Source organism: Legionella sp. ST3F1 (assembly GCF_048553315.1).
In the GTDB taxonomy this organism is placed as follows: Bacteria; Pseudomonadota; Gammaproteobacteria; order Legionellales; family Legionellaceae; genus Tatlockia; species Tatlockia donaldsonii.
In genome coordinates this window covers 1-18,188 of record NZ_JBLZIO010000018.1, presented here as the reverse complement: position 1 = coordinate 18,188, position 18,188 = coordinate 1, and the positions used below count along the sequence as shown (strand labels likewise).

The following is an 18,188-nucleotide window of genomic DNA, read 5'->3' as shown; positions in this document are numbered from 1 at the left end:
TATGTTTAATTTCCTCATTCAGTTTATTCGTGAACAATACCGCACGGATGATTTTATCCCTTTGCATGCACCCAAATTCATTGGCAATGAACGCGATTACGTGCTTGCTACTATTGACTCGAGTTTTGTCTCTAGCGTAGGTGCCTACGTTGATAAATTTGAACAGGAAATGGCTGCCTACACGGGTAGCCCCAGTGCGGTAGTCACGGTCAATGGTACCAGTGCCCTGCATATGGCTTTAATTCTAGCTGGCGTCAGTCAGGGGGATTATGTGCTGACCCAGCCATTGACCTTTGTCGCGACCTGTAATGCTATTAGTTATTGCAAGGCAGAGCCAGTATTTTTAGATGTCGATAAGCGAAATCTCGGTTTATCACCACAAGCGGTTGATGCCTGGCTGGACGAGTTTGCTTTTATTGATGAGGCAGGCCTTTGTCGTCATCGAGCAGATAACCGTATTATCCGCGCCTGTGTGCCTATGCATACGTTTGGGCACCCGGCAGATATTGATGGTTTACTCGATGTCTCGGAACGCTGGCATGTGCCGATCATTGAAGATGCTGCTGAATCGTTCGGTAGTTTATACAAAGGCCGCCACACAGGTACTTTTGGGAAGATAGGGGTTCTGAGTTTTAATGGAAATAAGATCATCACCACCGGTGGTGGTGGGATGATTCTAGCAGATAAAGAGCTGGGTATTCGGGCAAAATATTTAACAACAACGGCTAAAAAACCTCATCCCTATGAATTTTTCCACGATGAAACAGGCTTTAATTACCGTATGCCCAATATCAATGCAGCATTGGGGTGTGCCCAATTAGAGCAACTGGATTCTTTTATAGAAAGTAAGCGTTTGTTAGCAAAAAATTATGCGGCGCTTTTAGCAAATACCTCGTTACAATTTATATCCGAGCCTGAGGGTTGCCGTAGTAATTATTGGCTTAATGCGGTGATATGCGAGAATCAGCAACAGCGTGATGAGTTGCTGAAAGCAACCAATGAGGCCGGGGTTATGACCAGGCCGATCTGGCAACCTATGCATCAGTTACCGATGTTTAAAAATGCATTGAGTGGTTCACTCAGTAACGTAGAATGGTTTGCTGAGAGAGTGGTTAATTTACCAAGTTCTGTTGTCATTCAGAGAGATGTCCATGCGTAAGATCGCGGTTTTTACAGCTACAAGGGCAGAATATGGCTTATTGTATTGGCTCATGAAAGCAATTCAGGACAGTAGTGATTTGGACTTACAGCTGTTAGTAAGTGGTATGCACCTGGCTCCGCAGTTTGGAGAAACCTGGAAAGAAATTGAAGCGGATGGCTTTAACATTGATGAAAAAGTCGAAATGCTACTGGCTTCCGACTCCCCTGTGGGCGTTGTAAAGTCAATGGGTCTTGCCACTATCGGTTTTGCGGATGCCTTGTCCCGCCTCAATCCGGACATTTTATTTTTATTGGGTGATCGGTTTGAAACCCTGGCACTTGCCCAAGCTGCATTAATCATGAAAATCCCTATTGCCCATGCCCATGGGGGTGAGTTAACTTTGGGTGCCTATGATGATTCAATACGGCATGCGGTTACCAAAATATCATCCTTGCATTTTGTGGCGGCTGAAGAGTATCGTCGCCGCGTAATACAAATGGGGGAGGAACCTGGCAGCGTATTTAATGTGGGTGCACTGGGGTTGGAGCACACGATAAAAACAGCTTGTCTTTCATCGGCCGGATTGGCAGGTGAATTGCAAATTCCCCTTCATGAGCCTTATTTTTTAGTGACTTATCATCCTGCAACCAATGCAGATGAACCTGTGGAAGCCGCTTTTAAAGCCTTGTTACAGACACTTGATGACTGGCCGAACCATCAGGTACTTTTCACGTATCCTAATGCAGACAATGGCGGCCACATTATTATTCAACTGTTGGAAAATTATTGTAAAACTAATCCGGGACGAGCTTTTGCAGTGAAATCACTTGGCTTTAAAAAATACCTGAGTGCTGTCGCACATGCTGAAGCGGTGGTTGGTAACTCGTCAAGCGGTATCATTGAGGTTCCTGCTTTTGGGGTGCCAACCGTAAATATCGGTTTGCGGCAGGAGGGACGGTTGGCCGCTGATTCTATCGTTCATTGCAGGACTGATTATCCCGCAATTAAAGAAGCCTTGGGTAAAGCATTAAGCCCGGCGTTCAAGGAAAAATGCCGTCAAGTCATTAATCCCTATGGTAATGGGGAGGTATCAGGACGAATTTTACCTGTGCTTAAAAACTATCAATTATCAACTGTAAAACACTTTCAAGATTGGAATTTTCACTATGCATGACCATAAAAAACCGGTTTATATTATTGCTGAAGCGGGTGTAAATCATAATGGCAGTCGAGATCTTGCTTTTCAGTTGGTCGATGCGGCTGCTGAATCGGGTGCTGATGCGGTAAAATTCCAAACCTTTAAGGCAAGCAGACTAGCCAGCAAAAAAGTTGAAAAAGCTAACTATCAAAAATCAACGACCGATAAAGCAGAATCTCAATTGGACATGCTCGCGAAACTGGAGTTACCCGAAGCCTGGCACAGCGATTTGCAAAAGCATGCCAGGGCAAGAGGGATTGAATTTTTATCAACAGCATTTGATGAGCAGTGCTTACAATTTTTACAATCACTCAATTTACCGGTTTATAAAGTTCCTTCAGGTGAGTTGACCAATGCGCCTTTACTGTGGCGTTTTGCTAAAACAGGTAAGCCGCTGATTATTTCTACTGGAATGGCTACGTTGGCAGAGGTTGAGGAAGCATTGGCGATTGTAGCCCATGCGTTGCAATTCCCAGAGGAGCCGCGCAGAATCGATGAGGTCTGGCAATGCTGGTCTAATCCTCAGAGGCGGGAAATGTTAAAAGGCCATGTGACTCTACTCCACTGTACTTCGCAATATCCTACGCCCTGGCATGAAGTGAATCTGCGTGCAATGGATACTCTGGCGGCAGCATTTGGTTTGGATGTTGGCTATTCTGATCATACTGAAGGAACAGTGATTCCGGTTGCAGCTGTTTCTCGTGGTGCGAGAGTGATTGAAAAGCATTTTACCCTCGATAGGACGTTGCCTGGACCTGATCATCAAGCCTCTATTGAGGTGGATGAACTCAAAAAATTAGTGTCTGATATTCGCGCCCTGGAAATTGCCTTAGGCAGTCCCATCAAGGCACCACAAACCAGTGAATGGGATACACGACGGGCAGCCAGGCAATCGATTGTTGCCGCCCACCATTTACCGGCGGGTAAAGTCATTGAGCGTAGTGATTTAACTACAGCAAGAACTGGCGGCGGTTTACCACCTAATTTGTTTTGGGAGCTAATTGGTTCTACCAGCAGTAAATCGTATGAACCTGGTGAGGTTTTGAATTATGATTTTAAATAAGTTTCAGAGGCCTTTAATTTTACTTGGTGCCGGAGGGCATGCTAAGGTTTTGCTCTCGTTGGTCAGGGCGCTGGATTTACCTGTATTGGGCGTATGTGCTCCTGAATTGGTAAATCAAGGAGCAAATTTCTGGCGGGATATCCGAGTTCTTGGGACTGGAGAGGATTTAACTGCATTCAATCCTGACGAAGTTGCTCTGGTCAATGCGGTTGGGCGGCGCGTGGGAGATACGAATAGCAGGCAGCGTATTTTCGAAACATTGAAAGCAAAAGGTTATTATTTCCCTGCACTTGTGCACCCGGCAGCTTGCGTCGATCCGGATGCCCATCTGCAGGAAGGGACACAAATTATGGCTGGTGCAGTGATCCAGGCTGATGCAAGGATTGGTAATAATGTGATCATTAATACGCGCGCCTCTGTTGATCATGATTGTGTCATTGAGGATCATGTTCATATTGCCCCAGGTGCGGTATTGTGTGGCAATGTATACGTTGGTAAACGTGCTTTTGTTGCCAGTGGAGCTACCTTGATTCCGGGAACCAGGGTAGGTAACGATGCAGTAGTGGGGGCTGGTGCTTCTATTGTACGGGATGTAGCACCAGGACAATTGGTCTTACCGGCCTTAATACGCCGGACAGAGTTCAGCCTAGAAACATATTGCGGTGATGAAAAATGATAAATTGGGAAACCTTACTCATAAAACCCGATACAACAATTAGTGAAGCAATAGAAATTCTTGATCGAGGTGCACAGCGAATCGCCCTTGTTGTGGATGAACAAAGCCGTTTATTAGGAACGGTAACGGATGGGGATATACGGCGTGCCCTGATTAAACATCTCGCTTTAGATTTGCCAGTACGAGAGATGATGTGTGAGACTCCCAAAAAGGCGGATGCTGATTGGAGCAAAGAACTCATCCTGGCAACGATGGAAAAATACCAGCTTCTGCAATTGCCCATTGTAGCTCCTGATGGGCGAGTGGTCGGCTTGGAAACCTTGCATGATATCCTAAGAAAACGCCATCGCGATAATCCTGTTTTTCTCATCGCCGGTGGATTTGGTACGCGTTTACATCCCTTGACGCAAGAGTGTCCAAAGCCGTTGCTTAAAGTGGGTGACAAAGCTATTTTAGAGCTAATTATTGAACGTTTTATTGATGCGGGTTTCCATCGCTTTTTTATTTCGACCCATTTTATGCCTGAGATGATCAAAAAACACTTTGGTGATGGTAGTCGCTGGGGGGTTACGATTCGCTATGTGCATGAAGAACACCCACTTGGTACCGGTGGGGCTTTGGGGTTGTTACCTCATGACGAAATTGATTTACCCATATTCATGATGAATGGCGATTTGCTAACTTCCCTGAATTTTCAGAATTTATTGGATTTTCATAACGAGCATGAAGGGGTAGCAACTATTTGTGTGCGTGAGTATGAGCATCGAGTACCTTTTGGTGTATTGAATTTTCATGGCCATCGAGTCACTTCAATTGTTGAAAAGCCGGTGCATCGTTCTTTCATTAATGCGGGAATTTATTTACTTTCTCCTGACTTTGCGCGTAGTGTTTTACCGGGTGTGCGTATTGATATGCCTGATTTGCTCCAACATCACATTGACAAGGGAAAAAGTGTTAATATGTTTCCCATCCATGAATATTGGTTAGATATTGGGCGTATGGACGATTTTAAAAGAGCACAGGAAGAGGTTAGTCTGTTAGGTTTTTAAGATGATTAAGCAAAAAAAAGTTTTGGCAATTATACCGGCCAGAGGCGGAAGTAAGGGATTGCCTGGGAAAAATATTCGCCCTTTAAATGGAATTCCTTTAGTCGCTTGGCCTATAAAGACAGCGTTAAGTTCTCGCTATGTTGACAGGGTTATCGTCACAACGGATGATCCAGAAATAGCTAAAGTAGCGTTAGCGTATGGCGCTGAGGTGCCTTTTATGCGCCCAGCCGAATTCGCCAGGGATACTTCGCCTTCCTCAGAAGCAGTCATTCATGCCATTAAATTCTGTGCTGAGACGGATGGGCCTTACGATTATTTTGTCTTGCTGGAGCCGACTTCCCCTTTAACGGAAGCGTCCGATGTTGACGAGGCTCTGGAAACGCTGGTGGCTGGTGAGGGATTATCAATCGTTGGAGCAAGTAAAGTGGAAGCTTCGCATCCTGTCTACTGTGCAACAATAGGGGATGATAATTTTTTGCGGCCTTATAACCGGGAAAGTTTTGCTAAACCTATCCGTAGGCAGGATGTGGATGATGTGTATTTTTTTGAGGGTTCGCTTTATATATCAGACATTAAAAAATACCTTGAGACAGAAACTTTCTACCACGAACGCACGTTGCCTTATATCGTTCCTGCATGGAAGTCTTTGGAAGTTGATACGCTATTAGACTTCTTAAAAATAGAAACCATATTGAAAAATAAAGAGTTATTAATTTAAAACCAGGAGCTGTTTACATTTCTACTATCTCGGGGGACTCATGGCTTGATTTTCTGCGCTCCGCTGCGATGCCCGAAAATCAAACCATAAGCACTCCAACTAGCGAAATGTAAACAACCCCTGGCCATTGAATGGAATAAAAATGAAAAACGACTTTAAATCGCGTCTGTTGCACGTAATTCCTGGTGGCGCTCATACCTATTCGCGCGGTCATGACCAATATCCTGAAAATGCACCGCAAATTATGGTACGCGGAAAAGGGGCCTATACCTATGATGACAAGGGGATTGAATACCTGGATTATGGTATGGCCTTGCGAGCAGTCAATATTGGCTATGCAGAAGATGAAATCGATCAGGCCGCTTTTGAGCAGATTAGGAATGGTAATAATCTGACCAGAGCGTCGATGATCGAATTGGAAGCCGCTGAATTATTAGTGGATCTGATTGATAGCGTTGACATGGTGAAGTTTACTAAGAATGGCTCAACAGCTGTTTCAGCTGCCGTTAAATTAGCAAGAGCTTATACTGGTCGCGATTTGGTAGCACGTTGTGCCGAACAGCCTTTTTTTTCCTACGATGATTGGTTTATTGGTTCCACGCCGATAAAACGTGGTATACCTGCTAATGTCATTGAGCAAACCAAACTTTTTAGCTATAACGATCTTGCTTCATTGGAAGCGCTTATTGCGGAATATCCGGAGCAAATAGCCTGCGTGGTTTTGGAGCCAAGTGCTATGCAGCATCCAGCGCCATCGCTTACTCACGCCGGTGAAACCTATCTTCATGATGTTCAGCGCTTATGCAAGAGGCATGGTATTGTTTTTGTCCTTGATGAAATGATCACCGGGTTTCGTTGGGATCTGAAGGGTGCGCAAAATTATTATAACGTTCAACCGGATCTTTGTACTTTTGGCAAAGCAATGGCGAATGGTTTTGCTGTAGCAGCGATAGCAGGCAAGCGTGAAATTATGGAGCTTGGTTCAATTGAATTTCCTGGCCGTGAGCGTCTGTTTCTACTGTCGACAACCCATGGTGCTGAAATGTGCGGCCTCGGTGCTTTCGTAAAAACAGTGGAGTTTATGCAACGGCATCAGGTTGTGGAACATATATGGAATTACGGTAAGTCTTTAATCGCGTTAATGAATCAGAAGGCTGCAGAGGCAGGTATCGCCGATTTCTTTAAGGCAGGTGGGATAGAATGTTCGCCCTGGTATGCAACGTATGATGCGAAAGGGGAGACTTCTTTAGCATTCCGTACCCTATTTTCGCAGGAAATGATCAAGAACGGGGTGCTGATGCCCTGGATCGCTTTGAGTTATCGGCATGGTGATAACGAGTTACAAAAAACGGCAGCAGCCCTTGAAAAGACTTTTAAAATTTATGCGCATGCTATTGAACAAGGTTCAACGGAAGGTTATTTGCAAGGTGAGATCATCAAGCCGGTCTTCAGACGTCATAATTAAAAATGGGTCGTACAGAGTAGATTTATGAATCAGGTACTAAACGATAAAGTTGTTGTTGTTACTGGCGGAGCAGGCCTTTTAGGAGCCGAATTTGTTCAGGCAATTGCCAGGAATGGCGGTATTGCTATCATTGCTGATCATAATAAGGAAGCAGCACTCGATGTTGTAGAAAGGATAAGTCAACAGAACCCGGAAGGGCGGGTTGATTTTGTAACATTGGATATTACAGATAAAACTTCCATTCTTGATGCGGTTAAAACAGTTTCGGAAAAATATGGGAAAATAGACGCGTTGGTCAATAACGCTTATCCGCGAAATAAAAATTATGGCCGGCGATTGATGGAGGTCGAATATAGCGATTTCTGTGAAAATATAACTCTTAATTTGGGGGGATACTTCCTGACTTCCCAGCAATTTGCTGCTTATTTTATGCAGCAGGGTTATGGCAATATGATTAATATTGCCTCTATTTATGGTGTTGTAGCGCCCAAATTTGAAATTTATGAGAATACCGCGATGACTATGCCTGTTGAATACGCTGTAATAAAATCGGGTATCATTCATTTGACTAAGTATTTTGCAAAATCATTTAAAGGTAAACAAATCAGAGTTAATTCTTTAAGCCCCGGAGGCATTTTGGATGCTCAACCCGCTTCTTTTGTAAGCGCTTATAAAGAGGAGTGCCTCAATAAAGGGATGTTGGATAAAGGCGATTTATCTGGCTCCTTAATTTATTTACTGTCTGATCTGTCGAGCTATGTTAATGGCCAGAATCTTATCGTAGATGATGGATTCACAATTTAATTAGGTGTTTTATGACTGAGAAACTTAAGCGTTGTTCTAATTGTTTACTACCAGAAACTTACGAAACCATCGAATTCGATGAGCATGGATGTTGCAACATTTGTAACTCAGCGAAAATTAAAAAAGAAAAAATTGATTGGGTAGCCAGGAAAAAGCTATTGGATCAATTGATAGAGAAATACCGTGGCAAGGGTGATTATGATTGTATTATTCCTTTTAGCGGCGGGAAAGATAGTACTTTTCAACTCTTATACCTGATGAAGGAATACAAGATAAAACCATTGGTTGTTCGCTTTAATCACGGTTTTATGCGTTCGGTGATTAATGAGAATAATCAGCGGACCTTCAAGAAATTAGGGGTTGATGTGATCGAGTTCACGCCTAATTGGAAAATCGTAAAAAAACTCATGCTCGAATCATTCATCCGTAAAACGGATTTTTGCTGGCACTGCCATACCGGCATTTATTCCTATCCGATGCAAATCGCCATTAAATACAATGTTCCACTTATTTTTTGGGGTGAGCCCCAGGCTGAGTTAACCGCTTACTACGATTATCTGAACGACGAAATCGAGTATGAGGATGAGAAAAAATTCAACATGATTAGAAACCTCGGAATATCAGCCGATGATATGTACGGTATGATTAATACCCCTGAAGATCCAATCGATCGGCGTGATTTGAATCCGTTTACTTATCCTAAATTAAGTGAATTAAAAAAACTGGGGTATGCATCAGTCTGTTTGGGAAGTTTTATTCCCTGGGATTATGAAGCCAATACCAAGTGGATTAAAGAGGAACTTGGCTGGCAGGCAGATGAGTTAGAAGGTGTGCCCAACGAAGTGAACACCACCGGTGAGAAGATTGAGTGCTTCATGCAAGGTACCCGTGATTACATTAAATACATCAAGCGGGGTTATAGTCGTATTACGCAAATTAATTCAATTAAATTACGTAACAACAAGATCACCAAAGAAGACGCTGAAAAGTGGAATGCGATGGAAGGGCAACGACCTGAATCGTTGGATGTTTTTTTAAGCTATGTTGGTCTTACTGAAGAAGAATTTAATACAATTGTTAAACAAATGGCCATACCGCCTTATGAGCATGATTTTGAAAATAATCCGAAAGCGAAACCGGTATGGGATACGATTAAGTGGTATAGAGAAGGTGAATGGATAAAATAATAGGCATCTTAGATTATGGCATGGGGAATATTAATTCAGTTTATAATTCCTTGAGCTATTTGGGCTATGAACCTGAAATTGTGAAAACTGCCCAAGCAATTGAGCGCTGTTCCCATCTGATTATTCCAGGTGTTGGTTCTTATGCAGTTGCTATGGCGAATATTGCGGCGCTTGAAGTAGACACAGTCATAATGAAACATGTACAAGAAGGAAAGCCCTTACTTGGAATTTGTTTGGGTATGCAGATTCTCTCTACAGAAGGTGAAGAGGGTGGCTACTCTAAAGGCCTGGGATTGATTGATGGCAAGGTTGAGTTTCTTGATCTTCCTGATTTGCCAGTTCCTCATGTTGGCTGGAATTCCCTGACCTTTAATTTTGACCATCCCCTTTGTAACAACCTGAAAAAGCATGTGGATTTTTATTTTGTTCATTCTTATTTTTTCAATGCCAGTGATACAGGCAATGTGTTGGCTTTAACTGATTATGGTAAGCAATTTCCCGCTATTGTAGTTAAGGAAAATGTAGTTGGTATTCAATTCCATCCTGAGAAAAGTCAAGATAACGGTTTGTTATTGCTTGAGAATTTTTGTGAGTGGGGTGGGGCATGTTAAAAAAGCGAATCATTCCAACGCTGTTGTTGAGTAATGGCAGAATGGTTAAAGGCAAACAGTTTGAGAATTTTCGTGACACCGGTGATCCGGTATCAGCAGCAAGAATTTACAATGCACAAAATGCGGATGAATTATTTTTTTGGGATATTGATGCTAATCGGAAAGGCAGTGCTTTTGACATTTTGGAGAAAACGGTCAATGCGGTTTCAGCAGAATGTTTTATGCCTTTGTCAGTAGGGGGGGGTGTTGATTCGATTGAAAAAATGCGCCGCTTACTGTTGGCAGGTGCAGATAAGATTTCGATTACTACTGCAGCGCATACCACACCCGATTTAATTGGCGAAGCAGCTAATTTGTTTGGCCGGCAATGTGTGGTAGTAGGCTTGGATGTCAAAGTGGATAATGGAAACTATTCTCTTTACAGCCATTGTGGTATGCAAAAATCAACCAAGTCGTTACGTGATTTTGTCCTGGAAATGACTGAACGAGGTGCTGGCGAATTTGTTATGAATTCTATCGATAACGATGGCATGATGAATGGTTATGATTTGCAATTAGCCAAAGAGGTGAGACGCTATACGGATCGACCCCTTATTATTGCCGGCGGCGCCGGTACTTTTATGCATTTGGTTGATGCGTTTAAAGAAGCCCAGGTTGATGCGGTTGCCTGCGCGAGCCTTTTTCACTTCGGTGATAATAACCCAATTCGTGCCCGCTCCTATTTGTTGAATCAGGGCATCCCCATGAAGCTGACTAAATGAAATTAACCATTGAACTACACTCGCTCAGTGAGTACCTGGCAAAACAATTACAAACGTTTTATCCCGATGGGGTGCCAGTAAAGGATAATATCACCCAGATAATGCCGACAGTGATTGAACGGCTGGATTACTGCTTTTCTCATATTCGCAAAAAATATTATTTCGATGAAGGGCAGACGGTATTTAATCATTTGAATTCTGATCACTATGCCATGTTTTTGTATTTCGTTGCCAATGAAGCCTATCGGCAGCAATTTATCAATGTGGCGGAAAAAGCATTTTTACTGAATAAAGCCTTACATGGGATTGATGCTTTTTATTCTATTGCGCTTCCAAAGGTGTTTTTGTTTGTCCACCCGGTAGGCACTATTCTTGGAAACGCGCATTACTCGGATTTTTTGGTCGTTTATCAGAATGTCACTGTTGGAACGGATGTAAATAGTGTCTATCCTCGTTTTGGTCAGGCAGTCGTGCTATATGCTAAAAGCTCGGTGATCGGTAAGTGCCATATTGGTAATAATGTCAGTATCGCCGGTAATACCTTTATAAGAAATACAGATGTGCCCGATGATTCCGTTGCCGTAGGTTTATACCCTGACGTTAAGATAAAGAAGAATAGTAAGAATAATAAATATGATTTTTTTCCTAACCAATAGGGTCTGTTACCGTTTCTACTATCCTGGCCGAAAAGCTGGCGAAATAACGACGGACCGCAGGCAATGGTATAAAACAGGATTTTGTAGGAAATTGACAAGTATAAATTTTTTTATAATAATCCGCTTTTTTTCGCGCAGACACAACTCGCGTCCACAAGATTGTACACATAGTCTCGTTAGCCTCTATTCCTCAAGGTTATGTGAGCGCAGTGGTCAGTGTGGATGTATTCTCAGTGAATTAAGAGCAAGAAACAAGGAGTGTCAATGCGTTTGATACCGACAATTCTATGTGGTGGAGCAGGTTCCAGGCTTTGGCCGGTTTCCCGTGAATTGCATCCTAAACCATTTATTCGCCTGGCTGATGGGCAAAGCCTATTGCAGAAGACTTTTCTGCGGGGAGCGGCTTTATCCGGCGTTGAGGAAATCCTCACAGTCACCAATCGGGAACTGTTTTTCAAAACAGAAGACGAGTTTCGGGAAGTGAATGCAGCTGGCCTGACCATGTCTTTTATTCTCGAGCCTTTTGGTCGTAATACAGCCGCTGCTATTGCTGCCGCAGCCTTGCGCATCACTAATGGGTATAATGAAGATACACTGATGCTGGTATTGCCTGCCGATCATCTTATCTCCGAACAGGAAGCGTTTGAGGTAGCAATTGCACGAGCGGTTGAGCTGGCTGAACAAGGCAAGTTGGTTACTTTTGGTATTCAGCCTGATCGCCCTGAGACTGGTTACGGTTATATCGAAGCGGATGGCACCAATGTATTAAGTTTTGTTGAAAAACCTTCCTTGCTAAAAGCACAAGAATACCTTGATTCAGGACGTTTTCTGTGGAATTCAGGGATGTTTTGTTTTTCCGCTGGGACCTTATTGCGGGAGATGGAGCATTATTGCCCGGATATTCTTCTCGCTACTAAAACGTGCCTGGAACAATCTCATACGGCAACAGGAAAAGGGTTTTCACAACTGGAACTGGATGCCCAAAGTTTTAGCACCGTTCCTGAAAACTCAATTGATTATGCCATTATTGAAAAGTCAGCGCGAGTTGCTGTTGTGCCGTGTAGCATCGGTTGGAGCGATATTGGCTCCTGGAATGCGTTAGGTGATTTGGCTGAGCCTGATGCACAGGGAAATCGTATTGAAGGCGAGGCACTGCTCCATGACGTATCGAATTGTTATATTCGCAGTAAAGAACGCTTGATTGGAGCGGTGGGGGTTGAGAATCTATTCATTATTGATACGCCCGATGCGTTGTTGGTCGCGGATAAATCACGTGACCAAGATGTGAAGCGTATCTATGCGCAGTTGAAAGCACAAGGTCATGAAGCACATAAACTGCATCGTACAGTGCATCGTCCCTGGGGAACCTATACTGTGTTGGAAGAGGGGCCACGTTTCAAAATCAAACGTATAGAAGTAAGGCCGGGAGCAAGCCTTAGTTTACAAATGCATCATCATCGCAGTGAGCATTGGATTGTTGTGAGTGGTATGGCCAAGGTCATCAATGGCGAGGAGGAAATGTTTGTCAGAACGAATGAATCGACTTATATTCCTGCTGGTCATAAGCATCGTTTGGAAAATCCTGGTGTGCTTGATCTGGTTATGATTGAGGTACAGAGTGGGGAATATATGGGCGAAGATGATATTGTCCGATTCCAGGATGTTTATGGTAGGGTGTGAACTACTTTTACTAAAAGTAGTTGTTAGCCAGCCATAAATTTAAGAACAACGAAAGAACAATCAATTAGGTTTAGGGCCAGGTAAAACTGAGACTATTGAATTTGTTTCGTAACTGACAGATATATCACGAGGTGTTTGGTGAAAACGGCATTAATTACAGGGGTTACTGGTCAAGACGGTGCCTATTTAGCAGAGTTCCTTATCAACAAGGGCTATACAGTACATGGCATTAAGCGTAGATCGTCCCTACTGAATACAGGTCGAATTGATCATTTGTATCAAGATCCCCATGAAAAGGATCTTCGCCTTATTCTCCATTATGGTGATATGACTGACAGTACTAGTCTAATCCGTATCATTCAACAAACCAAACCGGATGAAATCTATAATCTGGCTGCGCAGAGTCATGTCTCTGTTTCCTTTGAGGAGCCGGAATACACTGCCAATTCGGATGCTTTAGGCGCATTGCGTATTTTAGAAGCCATTCGGATCTTGGGTTTTGAGCAAAGAACCAAATTTTATCAAGCGTCTACCTCTGAATTATACGGTTTGGTTCAGGAAACCCCCCAAAAAGAAACGACACCTTTTTATCCTCGCTCACCTTATGCTGTTTCTAAATTATATGCCTATTGGATAACAGTGAATTATCGTGAAGCCTATAATATGTTTGCCTGCAATGGTATTTTGTTTAATCACGAATCACCCATTCGCGGTGAAACCTTTGTGACGAGAAAAATTACACGAGGTCTTGCGCGTATCAAATGTGGTTTAGAAGGATGTTTGTATTTAGGAAACATCAATGCCAAGCGTGATTGGGGGCATGCCAAAGACTATGTTGAGATGCAATGGTTGATGTTGCAGCAAGAAAAGCCAGAGGATTTTGTCATTGCAACCGGTGAACAGCATAGTGTACGTGAATTTATCAATTTGGCCGCGAAGGAAATTGATTTAGAGCTTCATTGGGAAGGTGAGGGGATTAACGAGAAGGCTTACGACAGTGATGGTGTATGCCGAATTGCCATTGATCCTCGCTATTTCAGGCCTACTGAAGTAGATACTTTATTGGGTGACGCCAGTAAAGCGCGTCAGAAATTAGGTTGGGAACCACGAATTCAATTTCATGAGTTGGTAGAAGAAATGATTCGCGCAGATTATGAAATCGCTTGCAGAGATAAATTTATTAAAGAAAATGGTTATGAAAAATGACCTGCGCATCGTGGAAGAGGGCTTCCAGGGGCTGTTGCCAAGCCAGTAGATAGGGTAACAGACCCAATTTTACGAATTGTAATGAGTGAGTGAGATATGCATCATAATGCCAAAATATATGTAGCCGGACATCGTGGGTTAGTGGGTTCAGCATTAGTTAGAGCCCTGGAAAGGCAAGGCTATACGAATCTGTTACTCAGAACGAAGAGTGAGCTTGATTTAACAGACCAGGCAAAGGTTCATGCATTTTTTGCTCAGGAACGTCCTGAATATGTCTTTATGGCCGCAGCAAAGGTTGGTGGTATTGTTGCCAATAATACCTATCCTGCTGATTTTGGTTATCAAAACCAAATTATTCAAACTAATCTTATTCATGCTTCCTGGGAAAATAAGGTCAAGCGCTTATTGTTTTTAGGCTCTTCTTGCCTTTACCCACGGGATTGCCCACAACCCATGTGCGAAGAGCATTTGTTAACCGGCCCGCTTGAGCCTACCAACAAAGCGTATGCGCTCGCAAAAATATCAGGCATTTCAATGTGTGAATCGTTTAATCGACAATATGGCACCAAGTATTTGGTCGCTATGCCGACAAATCTCTATGGTCCAAATGACAATTATGATTTGCAAGCTTCTCACGTCATTCCGGCCTTAATGCGAAAAATTCATGAAGCGAAGATTTCTCATGCGCCGTTTGTTGATGTGTGGGGTTCTGGTGCACCTAAACGTGAGTTTATGCATAGTGATGATATGGGTGATGCAGCGGTATTTTTATTAAATTTACCGGATGCCCAATATGATGAATTGCTTCACTGCCCGGTAAGCGGCCCACTGGTCAATATTGGTTATGGCAAAGATATTTCCATTAAAGAACTGGTCGAGTTACTTTGTCGAATTGTCGATTATAAAGGTGAGGTCAGATGGGATAGCTCCAAACCTGATGGTACGCCGAAAAAACTATTGAATACGGACAAAATCAGTAAAACTGGATGGCAACCGAAGTTGGTTTTAGCGGATGAATTAAAGAAAATATATTTGGATAAGTTTGTTAGTGAAAATAAAGTTTCTTTGGCAGGTACTGTATGACCCGGTTTTTTTTTACAAGACCTAGCTACTTTCTTTATTTAATGTGGTTGATGTTACTGGTTGTTTTTTATATTCAACCGATTGAGTATCTGAAACCAGTTGGCTTCGGTGTTTGGGGTTTCATCCTGGGTGGATTGCTGGTTTTTACTCTGGGCGAGCGATCTGCCCGATTTTTCCCCGTCCGTCATGAGGCTGCTGTTGTGGTTTCAACGCAACACCTTAATCGGGTTGTTCTTTTTTCTTCTCTGCTTGGTTTATTGGGTATTTTGTGCCTGACTTATGACAAGCTAATATTGAGCGGCCTGGATTATTCCCATGGCTTAGCGTTTATCCGTGAACTGCGTGTTCAGCAACTTGACAAGGGTGTGGATGTTCACCGTTCATTTTGGCTGTATTTGGGCTATCCATTTTTCTCTTTTAGTTACCCGGCTTTAATGCTGCTGGTGATTAATGCAGCCGAGATCAAACCTTCAGTAGCCCGTTTTGCCCAGCTGTCTGCCAGTTCACCCATCATCTATGCTTTATTGTATGGCGGGCGGATGCCAATATTTATTTTATTCTTTCTTCTGTTGACCTGCTGTTTTATAAGAAAATTTCATGGGAAAACGTTTTTCCCCAGAGAACATGCCTTATTGGCGAAATTGCTTATGCTGGGGATTTGTTTTGCTTTATACAGCAATCATGTCCTGGTTGAGCGTAGACAGAATTCCAATCAGACTTCTTATAATGACTTTATGAACTTTGTTGTTCAGGAAAGTTGGGGGGCTGCGCCAAAACAATGGATAACGACACTCATTGAGGATGATATAGTCAGTAAAGATACGGCGATGACACTTATGACAAATTCAATGTATCTCACAAATGGGGTGGTTAGCTTAAGCAAGATAATAGACAATCATAAAACATACACACCCTATTGGGGAACTTACCAGGTTGGTATTTTATCGCCTTTATTACGTGTTTTTTACGCTAATAACACCGTCTTGTCTACCATGAAAGAGAATATGGTTGATACTAAAATCTATGGTTTTTATACGACTGCCTGGGGAGCCTGGTTCCTGGATTTCGGACTGATAGGAGCAATTCTATTTATTGCAGCCTGGGGATGCGTCAGTGGTACTAGTGCCAAGTATGCCAGAGATCCGGCTCGATTAGGTTCGCAGCTAATTTTAGCGTTTTGCTATACCTCGCTTGTGGTCAGTATCTTTAATGGACCCTTGGGGGTTTCTAATAGTTTTCTCATTTTTGCTTCTCTCGTTGTTGTGGCAGTCATGTTAAGGGGAGTTGGTGTGAAGCCTATTGCTCAAAGCAAATTGAGCTCCTGATTTTTTAGTTATAGGATAAATAATAATGACCGATGTAATGTTTTTTTCTCACCATAACACTGGCCCTTGGTGGCAGTATTTGGCGGATAGCTTAAACTTTACAAAGTCTGTTTGCCTGGTAAGTGATTTGCGTGGTGAGGGAGATATTTGTATCGTTGATGATTTTTATGCCAATCTACGTGAAAAGGATTGTGCTCAGATTGCCATCCAGCATTTTTCCCCTGCACTTTGTGATGATATCATTCGTCGTTGCCGAGTTTTACGCAATCAACAAAAAGCTCAAGCCTTAGCAATGATAGGTGCGATGTGGCTAACCTTCGACGCATTAATAAAAAAGGAAAAACCAAAATTACTGATTACTTTTATTATTGATCGTTATGTTTTGGATGTTTTAAACCGAGTATTGCAATCTTACAATATACCGTTTTTGGGTTTGACAGCATCGATTGTACCCGACCATGTTATGTTTATGGTAAGAGGGAAATTGATTCATTTACGTGAACCTGAGATGCAGGAAATTGAGAAAGCCAGAAAACAATTAGTCAATGACTCATTTACGCCATCCTACGTGAACAATAGTAAAAAATTTGGTCGTCTGCAGTATTGGCGTACCTTTTTATACTTTAAATTACGTGGGGCAGCGTTCGAATTGATCCGCCATTTAAAGCGCGATAAATTGAATTTGCATTATCTCGAAGCTTTAAATCGCCTGGATCATAAACCGCGTTGGCCTGATTATAAAGTGCTTAACCTATTACATGAGGACTGGGAAAAGCGATTGGCTGAGGTCGCCCCTGATAAGCGGGTTTTTTTAGCATTACAATTACTTCCCGAGGCTTCTCTGGATTATTGGCTTGATGATCTTGCCCTGCTCAATAATGAACAAGTAGTCGAGGAAATTTCTAAGGTTCTTGGTCAAGCGGGCTATACTGTTTTTGTTAAAGACCATCCCTTGCAATTTGGTTTCAGAAAACGGGAAGTTATGCAGAGGCTGGCAAAATTACCTTATGTTGTTCTCGTTCCTTATGCTGCTCCAGCGACTCATTTAATTAAAGAATGTCCAATTACAGTGACGTTTACCGGTACTATTGGTTTTCAAAGTGCGCTCGCTGGTGCATGTTCAATTGTTAGTGGCGCATATTATTCAGACGAGCAACATTTTGTGCATTTCCACAATTTACATGATATCACTTTGTTACCGCAAAAAATCGCAGCCTTTCAAAAAGACAAACCACAAAAGATTAGTGATGCGGCGATAGATAGCTTATTAACTAACCTTTTATCAGCCAGTGCGCCGGGAGATCTGTTTAGTTTCCGACGCTTTGATAGGAATCAGCCCCAGCACGTAGAAAAAGCTGCAACGTTGGTTGAGTCATTGAATAAATACCTGCCACAGTTCTTAGTCGCCAGAAAAGAAAGTGAAATAAAAGAACCTTGCTCCGTGTAGTCCTGTAACCCGTTTGCAAGCAACTGTCTCTTGATCAGATGTCTGCCGATTTTTTGTACAACAAGTAACCTTCTAAACGCTCTTGGAGTTTAAACCATCCCTCCCAGAGCGTTTTCCA

General features: G+C 42.7%; 17 protein-coding genes. All 17 read left to right on the top strand.

What is annotated here, in order from left to right; translation table 11 throughout:
- The first annotated feature begins 1 nt into the window (after position 1).
- The 17 genes from ACN4Z1_RS12115 (at position 2) to ACN4Z1_RS12035 (ending at position 18,070) form a co-directional block, all read left to right on the top strand.
- Positions 2–1,159: a LegC family aminotransferase gene (locus tag ACN4Z1_RS12115; RefSeq protein WP_419388251.1), complete on the top strand. Its 1,158-nt coding sequence runs from the start codon at positions 2–4 to the stop codon at positions 1,157–1,159.
- Entirely contained in the window at positions 1,152–2,315 is a 1,164-nt protein-coding gene (gene neuC, locus ACN4Z1_RS12110; RefSeq protein ID WP_228364424.1) for a UDP-N-acetylglucosamine 2-epimerase, read from the top strand. Before ACN4Z1_RS12115 ends, neuC begins: the two co-directional genes overlap by 8 nt.
- Entirely contained in the window at positions 2,308–3,402 is a 1,095-nt protein-coding gene (gene neuB, locus ACN4Z1_RS12105; RefSeq protein WP_419388252.1) for an N-acetylneuraminate synthase, read from the top strand. The genes neuC and neuB overlap by 8 nt, the downstream gene beginning before the upstream one ends.
- Positions 3,389–4,078, top strand: coding sequence for an acetyltransferase (locus ACN4Z1_RS12100; RefSeq protein WP_228364422.1), 690 nt, complete (start codon positions 3,389–3,391; stop codon positions 4,076–4,078). The genes neuB and ACN4Z1_RS12100 overlap by 14 nt, the downstream gene beginning before the upstream one ends.
- Positions 4,075–5,127 (top strand): nucleotidyltransferase family protein, encoded by a 1,053-nt coding sequence (locus tag ACN4Z1_RS12095; RefSeq protein WP_115220838.1) that lies wholly within the window; start codon positions 4,075–4,077, stop codon positions 5,125–5,127. Before ACN4Z1_RS12100 ends, ACN4Z1_RS12095 begins: the two co-directional genes overlap by 4 nt.
- A gap of 1 nt (position 5,128) precedes the next feature.
- Entirely contained in the window at positions 5,129–5,845 is a 717-nt protein-coding gene (locus ACN4Z1_RS12090; RefSeq protein WP_419388253.1) for an acylneuraminate cytidylyltransferase family protein, read from the top strand.
- Positions 5,846–5,987: 142 nt separating this feature from the next.
- Entirely contained in the window at positions 5,988–7,310 is a 1,323-nt protein-coding gene (locus ACN4Z1_RS12085) for a glutamate-1-semialdehyde 2,1-aminomutase (RefSeq protein WP_419386587.1), read from the top strand.
- A 24-nt stretch (positions 7,311–7,334) separates the two neighbouring features.
- On the top strand, positions 7,335–8,114 hold the full coding sequence (locus ACN4Z1_RS12080) for an oxidoreductase (RefSeq protein WP_419388254.1): 780 nt from the start codon (positions 7,335–7,337) through the stop codon (positions 8,112–8,114).
- A gap of 11 nt (positions 8,115–8,125) precedes the next feature.
- Positions 8,126–9,301, top strand: a complete 1,176-nt coding sequence (locus ACN4Z1_RS12075; protein WP_115220842.1) for an N-acetyl sugar amidotransferase — start codon at positions 8,126–8,128, stop codon at positions 9,299–9,301.
- Positions 9,289–9,912 carry an imidazole glycerol phosphate synthase subunit HisH gene (gene hisH / locus ACN4Z1_RS12070; RefSeq protein ID WP_228364418.1) on the top strand — a complete coding sequence of 208 codons (624 nt, stop codon included), beginning with the start codon at positions 9,289–9,291 and terminating at the stop codon, positions 9,910–9,912. The genes ACN4Z1_RS12075 and hisH overlap by 13 nt, the downstream gene beginning before the upstream one ends.
- Positions 9,906–10,673 (top strand): imidazole glycerol phosphate synthase subunit HisF, encoded by a 768-nt coding sequence (gene hisF, locus ACN4Z1_RS12065; RefSeq protein ID WP_419388255.1) that lies wholly within the window; start codon positions 9,906–9,908, stop codon positions 10,671–10,673. Before hisH ends, hisF begins: the two co-directional genes overlap by 7 nt.
- Complete coding sequence (locus ACN4Z1_RS12060; protein ID WP_228364416.1) at positions 10,670–11,329, top strand: serine acetyltransferase; 660 nt, start codon at positions 10,670–10,672, stop codon at positions 11,327–11,329. The genes hisF and ACN4Z1_RS12060 overlap by 4 nt, the downstream gene beginning before the upstream one ends.
- A gap of 264 nt (positions 11,330–11,593) precedes the next feature.
- Positions 11,594–13,009: a mannose-1-phosphate guanylyltransferase/mannose-6-phosphate isomerase gene (locus tag ACN4Z1_RS12055; RefSeq protein WP_419388256.1), complete on the top strand. Its 1,416-nt coding sequence runs from the start codon at positions 11,594–11,596 to the stop codon at positions 13,007–13,009.
- A 138-nt stretch (positions 13,010–13,147) separates the two neighbouring features.
- Entirely contained in the window at positions 13,148–14,215 is a 1,068-nt protein-coding gene (gmd, locus tag ACN4Z1_RS12050; RefSeq protein ID WP_202972487.1) for a GDP-mannose 4,6-dehydratase, read from the top strand.
- Positions 14,216–14,311: 96 nt separating this feature from the next.
- Complete coding sequence (locus ACN4Z1_RS12045; RefSeq protein ID WP_419388257.1) at positions 14,312–15,298, top strand: GDP-L-fucose synthase family protein; 987 nt, start codon at positions 14,312–14,314, stop codon at positions 15,296–15,298.
- A 50-nt stretch (positions 15,299–15,348) separates the two neighbouring features.
- Positions 15,349–16,623: a hypothetical protein gene (locus tag ACN4Z1_RS12040; RefSeq protein WP_419388258.1), complete on the top strand. Its 1,275-nt coding sequence runs from the start codon at positions 15,349–15,351 to the stop codon at positions 16,621–16,623.
- 25 nt (positions 16,624–16,648) lie between these two features.
- Positions 16,649–18,070, top strand: coding sequence for a hypothetical protein (locus tag ACN4Z1_RS12035; protein WP_419388259.1), 1,422 nt, complete (start codon positions 16,649–16,651; stop codon positions 18,068–18,070).
- The last annotated feature ends 118 nt before the right edge of the window (positions 18,071–18,188 follow it).